This is a genomic window from Polaromonas sp. CF318, assembly GCF_000282655.1.
GTDB lineage: Bacteria > Pseudomonadota > Gammaproteobacteria > Burkholderiales > Burkholderiaceae_C > Polaromonas.
Window position 1 is genome coordinate 18,577 of the sequence record NZ_AKIV01000055.1, and the last position, 16,424, is coordinate 35,000.

Annotated in this window: 11 protein-coding genes and 2 rRNA genes (1 of these 13 running past the window's edge); 6 read left to right on the plus strand and 7 right to left on the minus strand. The window is 60.1% G+C overall.

Annotated elements, in window-relative coordinates; genetic code table 11:
* The first annotated feature begins 243 nt into the window (after nt 1–243).
* The 3 genes from PMI15_RS09530 (at nt 244) to PMI15_RS09540 (ending at nt 5,102) form a co-directional block, all read left to right on the plus strand.
* A complete protein-coding gene (locus PMI15_RS09530) occupies nt 244–2,028 on the plus strand; it encodes an adenylate/guanylate cyclase domain-containing protein (protein ID WP_007867330.1) in 1,785 nt (594 codons plus the stop codon).
* A gap of 117 nt (nt 2,029–2,145) precedes the next feature.
* Nucleotides 2,146–3,156 carry a phosphatase PAP2 family protein gene (locus PMI15_RS09535; RefSeq protein ID WP_007867332.1) on the plus strand — a complete coding sequence of 337 codons (1,011 nt, stop codon included), beginning with the start codon at nt 2,146–2,148 and terminating at the stop codon, nt 3,154–3,156.
* Nucleotides 3,153–5,102 carry a S8 family serine peptidase gene (locus tag PMI15_RS09540; protein ID WP_007867336.1) on the plus strand — a complete coding sequence of 650 codons (1,950 nt, stop codon included), beginning with the start codon at nt 3,153–3,155 and terminating at the stop codon, nt 5,100–5,102. Before PMI15_RS09535 ends, PMI15_RS09540 begins: the two co-directional genes overlap by 4 nt.
* Before the next feature lie 31 nt (nt 5,103–5,133).
* Here PMI15_RS09540 and PMI15_RS09545 read toward each other — a convergent pair whose 3' ends face one another.
* The 5 genes from PMI15_RS09545 to PMI15_RS09565 all read right to left on the minus strand — a co-directional run bounded on the left by PMI15_RS09545 (nt 5,134) and on the right by PMI15_RS09565 (nt 9,735).
* Complete coding sequence (locus PMI15_RS09545) at nt 5,134–5,793, minus strand: Crp/Fnr family transcriptional regulator (RefSeq protein ID WP_051001947.1); 660 nt, start codon at nt 5,791–5,793, stop codon at nt 5,134–5,136.
* Nucleotides 5,794–5,834: 41 nt separating this feature from the next.
* Nucleotides 5,835–6,497 (minus strand): helix-turn-helix transcriptional regulator, encoded by a 663-nt coding sequence (locus PMI15_RS09550; protein ID WP_007867343.1) that lies wholly within the window; start codon nt 6,495–6,497, stop codon nt 5,835–5,837.
* Nucleotides 6,498–6,649: 152 nt separating this feature from the next.
* On the minus strand, nt 6,650–7,558 hold the full coding sequence (locus PMI15_RS09555; protein WP_007867345.1) for a triacylglycerol lipase: 909 nt from the start codon (nt 7,556–7,558) through the stop codon (nt 6,650–6,652).
* 43 nt (nt 7,559–7,601) lie between these two features.
* Nucleotides 7,602–9,212, minus strand: a complete 1,611-nt coding sequence (locus PMI15_RS09560) for a GMC family oxidoreductase (protein ID WP_007867348.1) — start codon at nt 9,210–9,212, stop codon at nt 7,602–7,604.
* A 16-nt stretch (nt 9,213–9,228) separates the two neighbouring features.
* Complete coding sequence (locus PMI15_RS09565) at nt 9,229–9,735, minus strand: hypothetical protein (RefSeq protein ID WP_007867350.1); 507 nt, start codon at nt 9,733–9,735, stop codon at nt 9,229–9,231.
* Nucleotides 9,736–9,802: 67 nt separating this feature from the next.
* Here PMI15_RS09565 and PMI15_RS09570 point away from each other — a divergent pair, with 67 nt between their 5' ends.
* The 3 genes from PMI15_RS09570 (at nt 9,803) to PMI15_RS09580 (ending at nt 13,249) form a co-directional block, all read left to right on the plus strand.
* Entirely contained in the window at nt 9,803–10,543 is a 741-nt protein-coding gene (locus PMI15_RS09570; RefSeq protein ID WP_007867352.1) for a hypothetical protein, read from the plus strand.
* Between the two features lie 75 nt (nt 10,544–10,618).
* Nucleotides 10,619–12,304: an AMP-binding protein gene (locus tag PMI15_RS09575; RefSeq protein ID WP_007867354.1), complete on the plus strand. Its 1,686-nt coding sequence runs from the start codon at nt 10,619–10,621 to the stop codon at nt 12,302–12,304.
* Between the two features lie 24 nt (nt 12,305–12,328).
* Entirely contained in the window at nt 12,329–13,249 is a 921-nt protein-coding gene (locus PMI15_RS09580; RefSeq protein WP_007867356.1) for an MBL fold metallo-hydrolase, read from the plus strand.
* A 218-nt stretch (nt 13,250–13,467) separates the two neighbouring features.
* On the opposite strand, the gene rrf is transcribed toward PMI15_RS09580, so the two are convergent.
* Nucleotides 13,468–13,580, minus strand: a 5S ribosomal RNA gene (gene rrf / locus PMI15_RS09585).
* Nucleotides 13,581–13,723: 143 nt separating this feature from the next.
* Nucleotides 13,724–16,424: ribosomal RNA gene (locus tag PMI15_RS09590) — 23S ribosomal RNA — on the minus strand; it runs 179 nt beyond the window's last position.

The window sequence follows — 16,424 nt, forward strand, 5'->3', positions numbered from 1 at the left end:
TATTTTTCCCAAGGCGGCTAGCCCATCCGCGACATAGGATGGCGACGTTCATCCCAGTTTTTGCATAAGGCAGCCGCAAAGCGGACCTTTAGTGCATCAAAACCGCAGCTAAATGCAATCTACCATGGGTTTTGCTCAAGCATAACAACTCCGATGCTTCTGTAGATAAAGCCGCGCACAGTATTTCCATTACCCGCGTTCTCCTCCAAAATGAGGAGGTAAAACTTTGTTACACCATTTACGATGAATCCCCCGACCGAATTACCTACCCGCATGGGCCGAAGCACGAAGGTGCTGCTGGTCATGGATGTGGTGGAGTCCGTCAGGATCATGGAGCAGGATCAAGATGGTTTCGTACAGAGGTGGCAACAACTGGTGCTGCAAGCTGAGCAGCAAATTCTGCCGCAGCATGGCGGCCGCATCGTCAAAAGCCTGGGTGACGGGCTGATGCTGGAATTTGCTAACGCGCAAGGCGGCATCAAAGCGGCGTTTGCTTTGCAGGATTTCAGCCAGCAGGCTAATGCCCGGCTGCCGCCCCAGCAACAAATGCACCTGCGCATAGGCGGCCACCTGGCCAGCTTTGTGACGGACCAACACGACATCTACGGCACCGATGTCAACCTGACGGCTCGCTTTTGTACCCTGGCCGGCCCCAGCGAAATCGTGATTTCCGCCGAGTTGCGCGATCAGCTTGTTCCCGCACTGGACGCCGACGTCGACGACATGGGCGAGTGCTACCTGAAGCATGTGGAAAAGCCCGTTCACGCCTACCGGGCCGCGGCGCCCGGCAAGTCGGTAGTCCTCGCGCCCTTGCTGCGAGTGGATGCCGCAGAACTTCGGCCCACGATCGCCGTGATTCCATTTACGGTGCGCACATCAGGCCCGGACGACGCCGTGCTGGGAGAAATACTCGCCGAAGAAATCATCGCGGCCCTGTCTCGCACGCCGGACCTCAACGTCATCTCGCGCCTGTCTACGACGGCGCTGCGCGGCCGCGACACCAGCCTGCCGTTGCTGCAAAGCCACTTGAACGTGAACTACGTGTTGTCGGGAGCCTACCGCGTCTCCGGCGGCCAGTTGGTCTTGGTGACGGAACTGATTGAGGCCCGTAGCGGGCGGGCGGTCTGGGGCGACAGCCTCAAAAGCACGGTGCAGGAAGTCCTGCAGGGCGAAGACCGGATCACCTCGGAAGTTGTCTCGCAGCTCGGCGCCCACATCGTGCGCACAGAAATGCACCGCGCTGCCAGCCGGCCGTTGCCCAATCTTGAAAGCTCGACCTTGCTTCTGGGTGCCATCTCGCTTATGCACCGCTCCACCCGCAGCGAGTTCGACCGCGTGCGCGAGATGCTCGAGTACCTGGTAGACCGGCACCGCCGCCTGCCCATACCTCGGGCCTGGCTGGCCAAGTGGCACGTGCTGCGGGTGACCCGGGGCTTGTCATCGGGCGGGCAGGACGAAACCAAACGTGCCCTGGAGCAAACCCAGCGCGCTCTGGACGTAGACCCTGACTGCTCGCTCGCGCTGGCTATTGAGGGCTTTGTGCACTGCCACATGCTCAAGGACCTTGATGGGGCAGCGCAGCGCTATGAATCGGCACTCTCAGTCAATCCCAATGATTCGCTGGCCTGGCTGTTTTCAGGCGTACTGCACTCTTTCCGGGGGGAAGGAGCGCAGGCGCTGGCTTCCAGCGAAAAGGCCCTGACGCTCTCCCCGCTGGACCCTTTGCTTTATTTTTATCAATCGCTGGCGGCTACCGCCGCACTGTCAGCAGGCGACTATGAACGCGTGGTCCAGTTGGCCAAGGCGTCTTTGCGCTCCAATCGATCACACACATCTACTTATCGCGCCCTGGTGATCGGGCTGACGCTCAGTAACCGGATCGCCGAAGCCAGGCAAACCGTTCAGGCGCTGCTGGAGGTTGATCCACAGTTCAGCATTCAAAGTTTCCGTGACCGCTCCCCCAGCAGTGGGCATCCTATGGGGCAGATCTTCATTGACGCATTGCAAAGAGCAGGCGTGCCGGATTGATTTAGTTGAACAACGAAAGGTATGGTTATGAGTCTCATCGGATTGTTGGGTGGTGTTGGGGGAGTTGGGGGAGTGGGAGGTGTCGGCGGGCTTCCTGCTGTACCGGCCACCAGCTTCATGCAAAACCCCTACACATTGATCTCCAGCAGGGACGCCACCATGGTGCCGCTGGACGAAGGCTCTTACCCCCTGGTCCTGCCGCCGGTGGACGACCCGGAAGCCATGCAGCGCTGGGAACCCTGGGTGCGGGCGTATGTGTGCCAGGCTGAGCTTCTGGAACCACTGACCTTTTCCAAGCTGGGTACTCACGGCGCCGGCATCTGGCATCTGGACACGGATGTGGGCTCGCCGCCGGACGCACCGCCGGCACTGAGCGTGACGCCCAAGCCGCTGGCCCGTATGAGCCGCCCTGGCGTTCCCGCATTCAAGGAACAGGTGAAAAAAGTACTCTCGTGGGCAGACCTGCGCGAAGAGCGAGCCGCGGAAATCGTCGGGCAACTGGACCCGCAGTTCGCATTCTGGGGATCCGTGGTGTACCTGCATCCGGCCCGCACGCCGCGTACGCTCGAACTGATGAACATTGCCTTGCTGCTGTCCGTCAACGTGGAGATGCAGTTCAAGCATGCACTAGCCTGCTGGCGCCCCATTGAATACTCTGCGCAGGTGCAGCCCATCATCACCACGCCGGGCCATGGCAGCCTGCCCAGCGGGCATTCGACCCAAGCGTATATCATCGCGGCTGTGCTGCAGCGCCTGTTCGACCTGCCCGACTCACACCCCATCAGTATCCAGCTGCAGAGGCAGTCGGCGCGCATTGCCACCAACCGTGTCGTGGCGGGCGTGCACTTCCCTGCGGACAGCATGGCCGGGCGGTTGCTCGGGGAAACGCTGGGTGAATACTTCGTGGCTCGATGCAAGGCGGGGCGCAAATGGACCCCCCGCTTCTTTGACGGCACGGTCATGACCGGACACGAAGACCTGATGCCGCCCACGCAGCCGCTGGACGGCCCGAATGCGCCGGACTTTTACAAACCCTTCGGCGCCAAGGAATCCGCCGCAAGCTCTGGCGTGCTCCGGTACATGTGGGACCGCGCACTGAAAGAATGGGAACACGTGGTGTTCAAATGAGCTGGCAGCCAATTCACCACGGAACCTACGTCGACTGGGCGCTACCGGATCCCCTGAACAATCTCGACCCTTACCTCGTTTGGGCGGATGGATGCGATTTTGCGCCATACGGCGGCGGGCCCCCCGGCGGAAAACTCGCCACCCTGATCGAACTAAAACCCGGCAAAACCGTCGCAGACCTGATCGCTCACTCTGGCGGCGGCCTGCAACTGGCGGACATCCCGGGGCCTTACCGGATTGGTGGGTCGCAATCGAGGTTTATCACGGCTTGGCCGGCACCGGCTTTTTTCACGCGCCTGAAGACCACGTTGGCGGACGTTGTAGCGCGGGCCGAAATCAGCCTGCCGGTTGTTCCGGAGCGGCCAAGGTACAAACCTCCGGCCGCCCCCCATTGCGGGCCGGCCGTGCAGCGCGGCATCGCGCGCAAAACACTGATCGGCGTCATCGATGACGGCTGTGCATTCGCCCAGTACCACCTGCGAGATTCCGCCGGCGATACGCGGGTCTGCAGGCTCTGGGACCAGGAACAGTACGGCGCTTTTGCGCAGCAAGGCCAGATTCCGGCGGATTTCGGGCGAGGTCACGAGGTGTCGGGTAGCCAATTGCAGCAGTTGATGAATGCCTTTACCCAGCACGGAGCGCTGGACGAAGACGCCTGTTACGCCACCGCCCGCTATGACCGTCTGCGGCGGGCCGCTACTCACGGCGCCCACGTCACCGATGTTGTCGCCGGTTCGGTTCCAGTGGGCTCGCTGGTCGGAACCCGCACCATGCCCCCCACATGGGCGAAGGCCGACGATGAGGCCTCGAGCGACGACGCGGGCATTGTGTTTGTGCAATTGCCCCGCGCCTGCCTGCAGGACCCCTCCGGCGCCTGGCTGGACCTTCATGTGCTGGACGGCCTGCGCTACATCCTGAGCTGCGCCGACGCGCACACCGAGCAGATCATCATCAACCTGAGTTTCGGTCCGCAGCGCGGACCGAATGACGGCACCGGCATGCTGGAGAAGGCGTTTGACGAATTGGCCCAGGAGTTCCCGAACCTGAGTTTGACGGTTGCGGCGGGCAACAGCTTTTTCGAGCGTGGCCACGCCATGTTCAAGCTTTCGGCACAGGCGTCCAAGATGCTGCACTGGCACATCATGCCGGGCGATGAAACACCAACCTTTGTGCAGCTCTGGTTTCCGCAGGGTGCGACCCAACTGGAGGTACAACTCACCCCACCAGGCAGTGCCCCCAGCCCTTGGATCGCAGCGGGGACAGCCCAAGTATGGCCCCAGACGGTGAGCCCGTCCTGCGGCATCATCTATGCTCCGCACACTTCGCGTGGAACTCTCGGCACAATGGTGTTGGTCGCGTTGTCGCCTTCCACGACATTCAAGCCATCAAAACCCATCGTGCCTCATGGGCTCTGGCGCATTGAAATCAGGAATGCGGCGTCAAGCGCCATAGCCAAGCCTATCCATGCCTGGATAGATCGCGACGACTTCAACCTGGGGACCTTGGTGCGTGGGCGGCAGTCTCACTTCGTGGATCCTTTTTACGACCCGCTTAGGTACTTGAAGGAGGCAACGGACGACACGCCGGGCAGCTCAGCCCTCGTGCGGCGCCGCGGCACGTTGACCGGCATTGCAAGCGGAGACGGCGCACTGGTCGCGGCAGGCTACCGGCACAGCGACAGAAAGCATGTGCGTTATTCCTCGGCCGGGCCCAGCCGAGGCTCCGCCGTGGGGCCGGATTGTGCGGCCGTGACGGACCAAAGCCGCAGCCTGCCGGGAATCCTGGCAGCAGGCACGCGGGGTGCCAGCGTTGTCCGCTTGATAGGAACCAGTACAGCCGCACCGCAGCTGGCGCGTTGGATAGCCAATGGCAAGCCGCCACCGGGTCCGATTCCCACGTCTCCTCCGGCCCCTGAACTTGAAGGCGATGGCTTGCTGCCACTGTGAGATCGGCCACAATGACCGACGCCCCCCGCCGCTACCAGCGGCTGGGCAGCTTCTTGAGCAGCGTGATGCGCTTGGTGCCCATCTCGATGTAGCCGCCCTTTTCAAGGTCCTTGAGCAGGCGGCTGACCATCTCGCGCGAGGCGCCGACACGGCTTGCGATGTCCTGGTGGGTAATCGACTCCAGCGTCAGGCCGGCGGCGGTATTGCGGGTCGTCACGTCGTCGTGCTCTTCCAGCACGGCAATCAATCGCCCATACACGTCGAGCAGCGCCATATTGCGGGCGGCTTCCGTGGCGGCACGCGCGCGGCGTATGACCTGAACCACCAAATTTATGGCGAATCCAGGCTCATACACCAAGTGTTCGCTCACTTCGGTACGACTGAGCACAGCGCAGGTGCAAGGCTCCAGGGTGATGACCGAGGCGGAGCGGGGTCCACCGTCCAGCGACATCTCGCCAAAATAATCGCCTGAGTGAATCCGGCCGTAAGTGATTTCGCGGCCGCTTTCGTCCATGGAAAACACCTTGACGCTGCCCTTGAGCAGCACGTAAAGGTTATCCCCGATTTCCCCTTCGTTGATGACGACCGCCTTCTTGGGGTAAGTGCGTACCACGCCGCGCATGGCGAGTGCGCGTAATTCGGGGGTCAAGTGGGCGTAAAGATCTTCTTCGGGAGGTGTATGCGGACTCATGATGAGTCGTAATCTAGCACGTTGCCGCCCCCCTGCGGCGATCAATGAATCTGTCCGACCGGCGAGGGGGCGATGGGTGGCAAAATCGCCACGCGATTGACCAGTTCCCGGACACCGCTGGAAGCGGTTTTGGCGCACAGGCTGCGCACGTGGCTGCGCACGGTGGAGACCGCAACTTTCATCTGGATGGCGATCTCGGGCGTGCTCAGGCAACGGCACAGGAAGATCAGTACCTGCTCTTCCGTGTGGGTGAGGCCGTGGTTGCGGGCAAACGCGCCGAACACGCCGGACTCGCTCACGGCCACGCGCGACAGCACCAGCGCGATCCGGTCGCAGGGCACGCCCATCTGGCGATGCAGCGGCACCAGGGCCAGGGTGAAATCCACGCCCTCGCCCGCCAGCCTGATAAGGCCGCGCTTGCCCGCAATGGCCTTGCCCAGGGCGATCTGGAAGGCCTTGGCATCGGCCGGCATGAGGACTTTCAACTCGCCCCGCTCCGCACCCAGCACGACGGCACGGTCAAGCTCGCGCCGGGCGGCCTGGTTGACATGCAGGAGCTTTCCCTGGGCGGTGATGATAAGCACACCGTGGGCGAGCTCGTCCACCAGAAAGGCGAGCAAGGCGGGCACCGAATCGGTTTCATCCAGGGGGAATGAAGGCGCGGCCTCCAGGAAGGCGGCATTGGGCTGTGCAAACAGGGTCACGGGAGGCGCTCCATCCTACAAATAGATGAAGATGAGCATAAAAAGCCCGGCCCAATGTAGATAGTGAATATGCCGGGTCATTCCTGTGAGAAATTCACATGAATTGGCCCGGATTGCCGAATTCCTGCAATCCGGCGTCGCTGCAGCTCAGCTCAGCTCAGTTCGCGCTCCAGCATGGCCAGGGTGGCATCCATGACCTCGGGCAGGAATGCCATCTGCACGTGGGCGGCGCCGCGGATCAGGCGATTGTCGGCGCCCGGCAAGGTGGCGGTGGATGTCGGGAACACGATGTTGTCGCAATTGGAGTACCAGCAGGTAAACAGCGCATGGCGGTCGGCCGGCATCTCGTGGTCCAGTTGCGCCTGCCAGTCGGACTGCAGCCGCATCTGGCGGCCGTTGTGGCCGTGGCCGAAGCGTGCCAGCCAGGTCCCGCGGTGCGGCGTGCCTATGGTGACCACATGGAAGACCCGAGCCTCGGCCCGCATGCGCTTGAGCCAGGCCCGCGCGGCCAGCCCGCCCATGCTGTGGCACACCAGCAGCGGCGGCAGCCCCGTGGCTTCGGTGACCTGGCGGACAGCCTCGTCGATCTGCGGTGCATAGTCGTCGATGGAGCCGAACACGGGTTCGAGGTTGACGGCAACAAAGGCCCGCCGGCCGGCCTGGACGCGCCGCAGCCAGGGCGTCCACAAGCCGCGGTTGCAGAAGAAGCCGTGCACAAACACCACACCGCGGCGCCCATGCACGGCCGCGGCGGGGCCAAGCTGGTCCGGCACTGCGTTCATGCGAAAAGGCTGGCGCCAGCAGAACACGCGCGGCGCCGTCACGGTCTCCCCCTGCCAGGCGCGCAGCAGCTCTCTCCAGCTCGGCCGGGGCGCCGGGTCCCGTTTGTTGACGTGGTGAAGAAAGACAAATTCGAGGGCCAGGAAAGCGGTATACCCCAGCGCGATGGCCAGAAAGCCCGCGACGGCCAGAAACGGGGAGTCGCCGAGAAACCAGAACAGCCAGCCAAAGGCCGCAGCGACCAGGGACAGGGTGATGAGTCTTTGTAGTTGGGCCAGCATCGGTCAGGCAAAGGAGAAGGAAGCGGTAACAAGCCGCAGTATCTCAGGCCAGTGTGACACCACGGCCCGAGAGCCTGGCGGCCAGGCCCTGCGCCAGGCGGTTCACCATGCCGTAGATGGACAGTTGCGGATTCGCGCCTATGCTGGTCGGGAACAGCGAACCGTCGTGGATGGAAAGGTTCTCGAGTTGCCAGTGCACACCGTCCGGCCGGGTGACGCCCTGGCGTTCGGTGCCGGCGAGGCCGCAGCCGCCCATGACGTGGGCGCTCACCACCCGGGTCAGCAGAGGCTTCATGGGCAGGGCCTTGACCGCATCGCGGGCCTGCGCCCAGGACGTGTAGGACTGGGCCATCTCGTGCAGCGGCAGCACCTGTTTCGCGCCCGCCGCGAACTGGATCTCCATCATCGACAGCAGTGCCCTGCGCCCGCCCTCCATGACGTAGTCCGTCAGCGGGTAGTCCAGCACGGCAGAGTTGTCGCTGCGCAGCTTGACCTGCCCGCCCCTTGATTCGTCATGGAAACCATCGCGCAGCAGCGCCAGCAGGGTATGGTTGTAGGGGAAGGATTTGAGCAAGTCGTGCTGGCCCTGGCCGAAGCCCGGCACGGTCGAGGCAAAAATCACCGGGTGCAGCGGAGGAGCCTCGAGCTTGTAGCCTATGGGACCGTCTATCGCCTGGGTCTCCAGAAAATGATCGGAGTAAATGGTTTGGGGCGCGCCATTCCAGGCCTCCACTTTTTGCTCGAACACGCTGGAGGACATGACCACCGGATGCAGAAAGGTCCGGGCGCCCAGCACGCCATGCGGGTCGGGCGCCTGCGAGCGCAGCAGCACCGCCGGCGAATTGATGGCGCCGCCGGCGAGCACATAGTGTTTGGCGACGATCTTGACGGCCCCGCTCGCCGTCTCGGGGGATGTGCCCAGGCTGCGGCACAGGAGCGCCGTGACCCTGCCGTTGGCCAGTTCGAAGCGTTCCGCGCGGGTTTCGGTCAGCAGCTGCGCGCCCCTGTCGAGCGCCGCCGGAATGGTGGTGACCAGCATGGACTGCTTGGCATTGGTCGGGCAACCCAGGCCGCAGGAGCCGAGGTTCCAGCAGCCTTTGACATTGCGCGAAATGGCCGAAGCGGGAATCCCCAGCCTGGCCGCGCCCCGGCGCAGCAGGTCGTTGTTCTCATTGGGGGGCACGAGCCAGGGCGTGATGTTCAGGCGCTGCTCCGCTTCGGCAAAGTAGGGCGCCAGTACTTCGGTGGTGTAGCCATCCAGCCCGAACCGCTCCTGCCAGTATTTGAGCGTGGAGCCCGGCGTGCGGAAGGAGCTGGTCCAGTTCACCGTGGTGGAGCCGCCAACGCAGCGTCCCTGCAGGATGTTGATGGCCTTGTCTTCAGTCTTGCGCGCCGCGCTTTCCTGGTAAAGCGAAGGATAGGCTTCGGATTCCTTCTGGTTGAAGTCGCTGCTGGTTTTGAGCGGACCCTCTTCAACCATCACCACCTGCAGGCCGGCCTTGGCCAGCAGTTCGGCCGTGACGCCGGCGCCGGCGCCGCTGCCAATGATGGCGACATCGCAGCTGAGTGTTTCGGGTGCCGGCGGCAACGCGCCGCCCATCACTTTCCAGCCGCGCGCGAGGCCTTCGCGGATCGGGTCTTTCAGTTGGCTCATGCTGCTTTCGGAGTCTTTATATCTTCATGGGACCGGGATATCCCAGCAGCGCCCAGCTTGCCGGATCGGAGAAATACGCGCCCGCGGTGATGTCGTGCAAGGCGGCATAGGCCTGCTGCCGCAGCGCCAGCCTGGAAAGGCGCATGTCCTGAAGCGACTGCTGGATGTCGGCGACGGAGGCTTCTTGCCAGGGCCGGTTCAGACCGGCCAGCGCACGCCGGCCCGCGGCACTGGCGAGCAGAGCCAGTAACTGTGACAGCTCGGCCTGCGCGTGGGGCGGTAAAGACTGCACCAGCACGTCGACGCGGCTGAGCAAGCCGTTCAATGCAATTTGCCGCGCACCTTCATCGGCCGGCAGCGTCTTGTCGAGCACGGCACGGCCTACGGCTGAAAACACCTCACGCCCCGATGCACTCAACGCGCCGCCGGCCAGGCCTGGCTGCAGCAGCGCGGCCGTGCCGCCGGCCACCAGCAGCACGGCGGCTGACGCGGCGCCTAGCTTGAGGAGCGTTCTTCTTTGCATGCTGGAAGTTTCGCACGCGCATTTAGGTTTCAATAGGGGCCCGTACCTAGATAAACTCCGGGTTTGTATGGACGCCTCCGCTCAACAAATACATGACGCACTAGAGACCGTGGCGAAGCTCAGGCAGCAGCACAGGGCCGACGCGCCGCTGGCCCGGGCCAATGCCGAGCTCAAGCGCTTCCAGGCACGCCGCTTTGAGGCCACCTATTCCGACCTGCTGCACAGCCCCCGGTATAAAACCGCGGCCACGTTTTTCCTGCAGGAGCTCTATAGCGACAAGGACTATGCCGAACGCGACCAGCAGTTCGCGCGCATCGCCGGCACCATCGCCAAGCTTTTTCCGCAGCCAGTGGTCAACACCGCGGCCGCGCTGGCGGAAGTGCACGCGCTGACGGAACAACTCGACGACCTGATGGCGCGCGAGTGGCTGGCGGACACGGGGAACATGCCCCAGGGCGATGTATGCGCCCGCTACATCCGCTGCTGGCGACGCGTGGGGGATATCGCCGCGCGCAAGCGGCAGCTGGAGGTGGTGCTGCATCTGGGGCAGGAACTCGACCGCCTGACCCGGATGTTCGGCCTTCGCACCTTGCTCAAAATGATGCGCGGGCCGGCGGCCGCAGCCGGGCTGAACTCCTTGCAACATTTCCTGGAGACCGGGTTCGATGCCTTCGCCACCATGCGCGGCGCGAATGAATTCCTCAGGCTCATCAAGGACCGCGAGACGGCGTGGATCCACTCGCTGTTCGAGGACGATGCTGTCACCTGCGAGACCAGATTGGGCCATTTACTCGCTGCCGGGCCCTGATATCGCGCTCGCATTAGGACAAGCCCCATACGGATTACGCCGGGCGGCTTTCACAATGAGCCGCAAGGAGTTTGTATGAACAAGCATTGGCTCAAGAGTTATCCCGAAGGCGTATCGCACGAGATCGACACCGAGCAGTTCCGCTCGCTCACCCACCTGCTGGAGGATTCCTTCAAGAAGAATGCGGCCAAGCCGTTCTCGGTGTGCATGGACCGCTGGATGAGCTATGGGCAGCTCGACGAGCTCTCGTCGTCATTGGGTGCCTGGCTGCAGAGCCTTGGCCTGGAACCCGGCGCCCGCGTGGCCATCATGTTGCCCAATGTGCCGCAGTTCGCCGTCACCATGGCAGCCATCCTGCGGGCGGGTTACACCTGCGTCAACGTCAACCCGCTATACACCGCGCGAGAGCTGGAGCACCAGCTGCGCGACTCCGGCGCGACGACCATCGTCATTCTGGAAAATTTCGCGGTCACCTTGGCGGAGGTGATTGAACGCACGCCGGTGAAGAAGGTCGTCGTGGCCTCTATGGGCGACCTGCTGGGCTTCTGGTACGGCCAATGGATCACTTTTGCCGTGCGCCATCTTGCCAAGCTGGTGCCGGCCTACAAACTGCCTCTGAGCGAGGGACGCACCGTCACCACGTTCAATCGCGCGATTGCCGAGGGTAGCCGCCTTGCGCTCAAGCCCGCACAGAGCACGCTGGATTCGATTGCCTTCCTGCAATACACCGGCGGGACCACCGGCCTGTCGAAAGGTGCGGTGCTGACACATCGCAACATCGTCGCCGCAATCCTGCAGGCAGAAGCATGGTTCACCCCCGCCCTGAAACGCGTGGGAGACGTCAGCAAGACCAACAATATCGCGGCCTTGCCCCTGTACCATATCTTCGCGCTGACGCTGTGCCTGCTCACCATCCGCTGGGGTGCCCACCTGACGCTGATTCCCAACCCGCGCGACTTCGGGAAGTTCATCGAAGTTCTCAAGAAGCGGCCCTTCCATATGTTGCCGGCGGTCAACACGTTGTTCAACGCGCTGCTTCAACATCCGCAATTCAAGGCGGTGGATTTTTCCAATCTCTGCGTCTCCCAGGCGGGCGGCATGGCGGCATCCGAGGGTACGGCGAAACACTGGCTTCAGGTGACGGGTTGTCCCATGATCGAAGGCTGGGGCATGAGCGAGACCTGCGCAATCGGCACCAACAACCCGGTGATCAACAAGGAATTCACCGGCACCATAGGCCTGCCCTTGCCCAGCATCGAGGTCGCGATCAAGGACGATGAAGGGAAATCGCTTGCGTTGGGCGAATCCGGGGAGATTTGCATCAAGGGCCCGCAGGTCATGACGGGCTACTACCAGCAACCGGAGGAGAACAAAAAGGCGTTCACTTCCGACGGCTTTATGCGCACCGGCGATATCGGCATCATGGACGAACGCGGCTACACCAAAATCATCGACCGCAAGAAGGACATGATCATCGTGTCGGGCTTCAACGTGTTCCCCAATGAGCTTGAGAATGTGATTTCCCTGTGCCCCGGCGTTGTTGAATGCGCCGCCATCGGCATCGCTGACGACAAGCAAGGGGAGGCCATCAAGGTTTTTGTCGTGAAGAATGACCCTACACTGACCGAAGATGAGGTGAGTGCCTATTGCAAGCAACATCTCACCGGCTACAAGCGCCCCAAATACATTGAATTTCGCGATGACCTGCCTAAAACCAATGTCGGGAAAATCCTCAGGCGTGAGTTGCGCGCGTCAGCCTGAGCACCTTTTAGCTGGGAGCTGCTGATGGCCGCGTCGGATTTGCCGCCCGGGTTGCATGTTTTCGAGCGCGGGTGGCTCTCCGCCAACAATATTTTGTTCACCGGCGGCGATGAGACGCTATTGGTCGACAGCGGGTATTGCACGCATGCGCCGCAGACGCTGGCCTTAGTGGAGTCCGTCTTGGGCCCGCGGCCGCTCGATATTCTCATCAACACGCATTTGCACAGTGATCACTGCGGCGGCAATGCGGCTTTGCAGGCGCGTTATCTCGATCTCCGGACCTTTATTCCTCCCGGTCACGCACAACAAGTCGCTGATTGGGACCCGGTGGCACTGACTTATTTGCCGACTGGGCAGCTTTGCCCGCAATTTGGCTTCACGCGGGCGCTGCAGCCGGGGAGGTCCGTGCTGTTTGGAACGGAAATGTGGGAGGTTCACGCTGCACCTGGGCATGACCCCCACTCACTGATCTTCTTCGAACCGCGGCGCCGCGTGCTTATTTCCGCTGACGCCTTGTGGGAAAACGGATTTGGTGTGGTGTTTCCCGAGCTCGAAGGGGCGGATGCGTTCTCGGAAGTGGCCGCGACGCTGGATTTGATAGAGCGGTTGAATCCGAAAACCCTTATTCCCGGACATGGCCGCGTCTTCGCGTACGCACCGCAAGTACTGGAGCGCGCGCGCCAGCGCCTGGATTCGTTTGTCAGCAACCCGAGCAGGCATGCTCACCATGCCGCCAAAGTCTTGCTGAAATTCAAATTGCTTGAAACCCAGCGCCAGGATTTTGATGCGTTTGCGCAGTGGGCCATTGAAACACCGTATTTCATGCAAATCAAAGGCAAGTTTTTTGCCGACGTTCCCGCTCACGCGTGGATCGAGCAGCTCAGTGCCGAGCTGGTCGCGGCCGGCGTGGCGCAAAGAGACGGCAGCTGGATCGCGAACGTTTGAGCCGGCCTGGTTAACGCTGGTTTGTCGTTGAGAGTTTTCTTTGCCGTTGCGTCCTGCAGTCCCGGCATTTTCTAGCGCCCTGGTTTCAACTCACAAGCGAAAAAGCCCGCATGGATTCATGCGGGCTTTTTTATTTCCAGCCACCAGGCTATATACCGGGCACACAAAAGAAAACGCCCGGCTGATCAAAAATCAACCGGGCGTTCCTTGCTGTAAGAGCCTGACGATGTCCTACTTTCACACGGGAATCCGCACTATCATCGGCGCTAAGTCGTTTCACTGTCCTGTTCGGGATGGGAAGGAGTGGTACCAACTTGCTATGGTCATCAGGCATAACTTTTTGACAGATTGTCCAAAGAACAATCCATCGAATTCATAGAGCCAATCAGCTTGTATTTAGATTCGCACAGCTGCTGGGCTGTGCTTTTTGAATGCGTCAACTTGGCATAACAACTTCGAATTAATCAAAGTTATAGGGTCAAGCCGCACGAGCAATTAGTATCAGTTAGCTTAACGCATTACTGCGCTTCCACACCTGACCTATCAACGTCCTGGTCTTGAACGACTCTTTAGGGGGCTCAAGGCCCCGGCAGATCTAATCTTGAAACGAGTTTCCCGCTTAGATGCTTTCAGCGGTTATCTCTTCCGAACTTAGCTACTCGGCAATGCCACTGGCGTGACAACCGATACACCAGAGGTTCGTCCACTCCGGTCCTCTCGTACTAGGAGCAGGCTTCCTCAAATCTGCAGCGCCCACGGAAGATAGGGACCAAACTGTCTCACGACGTTTTAAACCCAGCTCACGTACCTCTTTAAATGGCGAACAGCCATACCCTTGGGACCGGCTACAGCCCCAGGATGAGATGAGCCGACATCGAGGTGCCAAACACCGCCGTCGATATGAACTCTTGGGCGGTATCAGCCTGTTATCCCCAGAGTACCTTTTATCCGTTGAGCGATGGCCCTTCCATACAGAACCACCGGATCACTATGTCCTGCTTTCGCATCTGCTCGACTTGTCAGTCTCGCAGTTAAGCACGCTTATGCCATTGCACTATTAGCACGATGTCCGACCGTACCTAGCGTACCTTCGAACTCCTCCGTTACACTTTGGGAGGAGACCGCCCCAGTCAAACTGCCTACCATGCACTGTCCCCGATCCAGATAATGGACCTAGGTTAGAACCTCAAACACACCAGGGTGGTATTTCAACGTTGGCTCCATGCGATCTAGCGACCACACTTCAAAGCCTCCCACCTATCCTACACAGATCTGTTCAAAGTCCAATACAAAGCTACAGTAAAGGTTCATGGGGTCTTTCCGTCTTTCCGCGGGGAGATTGCATCATCACAAACATTTCAACTTCGCTGAGTCTCAGGAGGAGACAGTGTGGCCATCATTACGCCATTCGTGCAGGTCGGAACTTACCCGACAAGGAATTTCGCTACCTTAGGACCGTTATAGTTACGGCCGCCGTTTACTGGGACTTCAATCAAGAGCTTGCACCCCATCATTTAATCTTCCAGCACCGGGCAGGCGTCACACCCTATACGTCGACTTTCGTCTTAGCAGAGTGCTGTGTTTTTAATAAACAGTTGCAGCCACCGATTTTTTGCAACCTCATTGGGCTCCCCAAGTAAATGGTTCACCTACTAAAGGCACACCTTCTTCCGAAGTTACGGTGTCAATTTGCCGAGTTCCTTCTCCTGAGTTCTCTCAAGCGCCTTAGAATACTCATCTCGCGCACCAGTGTCGGTTTGCGGTACGGTCGTGTGTAGCTGAAGCTTAGTGGCTTTTCCTGGAAGCAGGGTATCACTCACTTCGTCTGCAAGCAGACTCGTTATCACCCCTCATCTAAGCCCGGCGGATTTACCTACCAGGCACGACTACAGGCTTGAACCAACATATCCAACAGTTGGCTGAGTTAACCTTCTCCGTCCCCACATCGCACTACACATCGGTACAGGAATATTGACCTGTTTCCCATCAGCTACGCATCTCTGCCTCGCCTTAGGGGCCGACTCACTCTACGCCGATGAACGTTGCGTAGAAAACCTTGCGCTTACGGCGAGGGGGCTTTTCACCCCCTTTAACGCTACTCATGTCAGCATTCGCACTTCTGATACCTCCAGCAGGGTTTACACCACCACCTTCACAGGCTTACAGAACGCTCTCCTACCACTTGCAATAAATTGCAAATCCGCAGCTTCGGTAACTGGCTTAGCCCCGTTACATCTTCCGCGCAGGACGACTCGATCAGTGAGCTATTACGCTTTCTTTAAATGATGGCTGCTTCTAAGCCAACATCCTGACTGTTATAGCCTTCCCACTTCGTTTCCCACTTAGCCAATTTTAGGGACCTTAGCTGGCGGTCTGGGTTGTTTCCCTCTTGAGTCCGGACGTTAGCACCCGGTGCTCTGTCTCCCAAGCTGTACTCATCGGTATTCGGAGTTTGCATTGGTTTGGTAAGTCGCCATGACCCCCTAGCCAAAACAGTGCTCTACCCCCGATGGTAATACTTGAGGCACTACCTAAATAGTTTTCGGAGAGAACCAGCTATTTCCAAGTTTGTTTAGCCTTTCACCCCTATCCACAGCTCATCCGCTAGTTTTGCAACACTAGTCGGTTCGGACCTCCAGTGCGTGTTACCGCACCTTCATCCTGGCCATGGATAGCTCACTTGGTTTCGGGTCTACACCCAGCGACTGATCGCCCTATTCGGACTCGATTTCTCTACGGCTACCCTATTCGGTTAACCTTGCCACTGAATGTAAGTCGCTGACCCATTATACAAAAGGTACGCAGTCACCCCTTACGAGGCTCCTACTTTTTGTAAGCACACGGTTTCAGGATCTATTTCACTCCCCTCCCGGGGTTCTTTTCGCCTTTCCCTCACGGTACTAGTTCACTATCGGTCAATGATGAGTATTTAGCCTTGGAGGATGGTCCCCCCATATTCAGACAGGATTTCTCGTGTCCCGCCCTACTTGTCGTTAGCTCAGTACCACAAGTCTCTTTTTGCATACGGGGCTATCACCCGCTATGGCCAACCTTTCCAGGCTGTTCTGCTAAGAGTCTTGCTATCACTAACAGGCTTCTCCGATTTCGCTCGCCACTACTTTCGGAATCTCGGTTGATGTATTTTCCTCGAGCTACTGAGATGTTTCAGTTCACC

Excerpts from the sequence above, each read along its gene's own strand:
- PMI15_RS09540 (WP_007867336.1), top strand. The coding sequence starts at position 3,153 with ATGAGCTGGCAGCCAATTCACCACGGAACCTACGTCGACTGGGCGCTA.
- PMI15_RS09580 (WP_007867356.1), top strand. The coding sequence starts at position 12,329 with ATGGCCGCGTCGGATTTGCCGCCCGGGTTGCATGTTTTCGAGCGCGGG.
- PMI15_RS09545 (WP_051001947.1), bottom strand. The coding sequence starts at position 5,793 with ATGAGTCCGCATACACCTCCCGAAGAAGATCTTTACGCCCACTTGACC.
- PMI15_RS09560 (WP_007867348.1), bottom strand. The coding sequence starts at position 9,212 with ATGAGCCAACTGAAAGACCCGATCCGCGAAGGCCTCGCGCGCGGCTGG.
- PMI15_RS09565 (WP_007867350.1), bottom strand. The coding sequence starts at position 9,735 with ATGCAAAGAAGAACGCTCCTCAAGCTAGGCGCCGCGTCAGCCGCCGTG.
- PMI15_RS09575 (WP_007867354.1), top strand. The coding sequence starts at position 10,619 with ATGAACAAGCATTGGCTCAAGAGTTATCCCGAAGGCGTATCGCACGAG.
- PMI15_RS09535 (WP_007867332.1), top strand. The coding sequence starts at position 2,146 with ATGCAAAACCCCTACACATTGATCTCCAGCAGGGACGCCACCATGGTG.
- PMI15_RS09570 (WP_007867352.1), top strand. The coding sequence starts at position 9,803 with ATGGACGCCTCCGCTCAACAAATACATGACGCACTAGAGACCGTGGCG.
- PMI15_RS09530 (WP_007867330.1), top strand. The coding sequence starts at position 244 with ATGAATCCCCCGACCGAATTACCTACCCGCATGGGCCGAAGCACGAAG.
- PMI15_RS09555 (WP_007867345.1), bottom strand. The coding sequence starts at position 7,558 with ATGCTGGCCCAACTACAAAGACTCATCACCCTGTCCCTGGTCGCTGCG.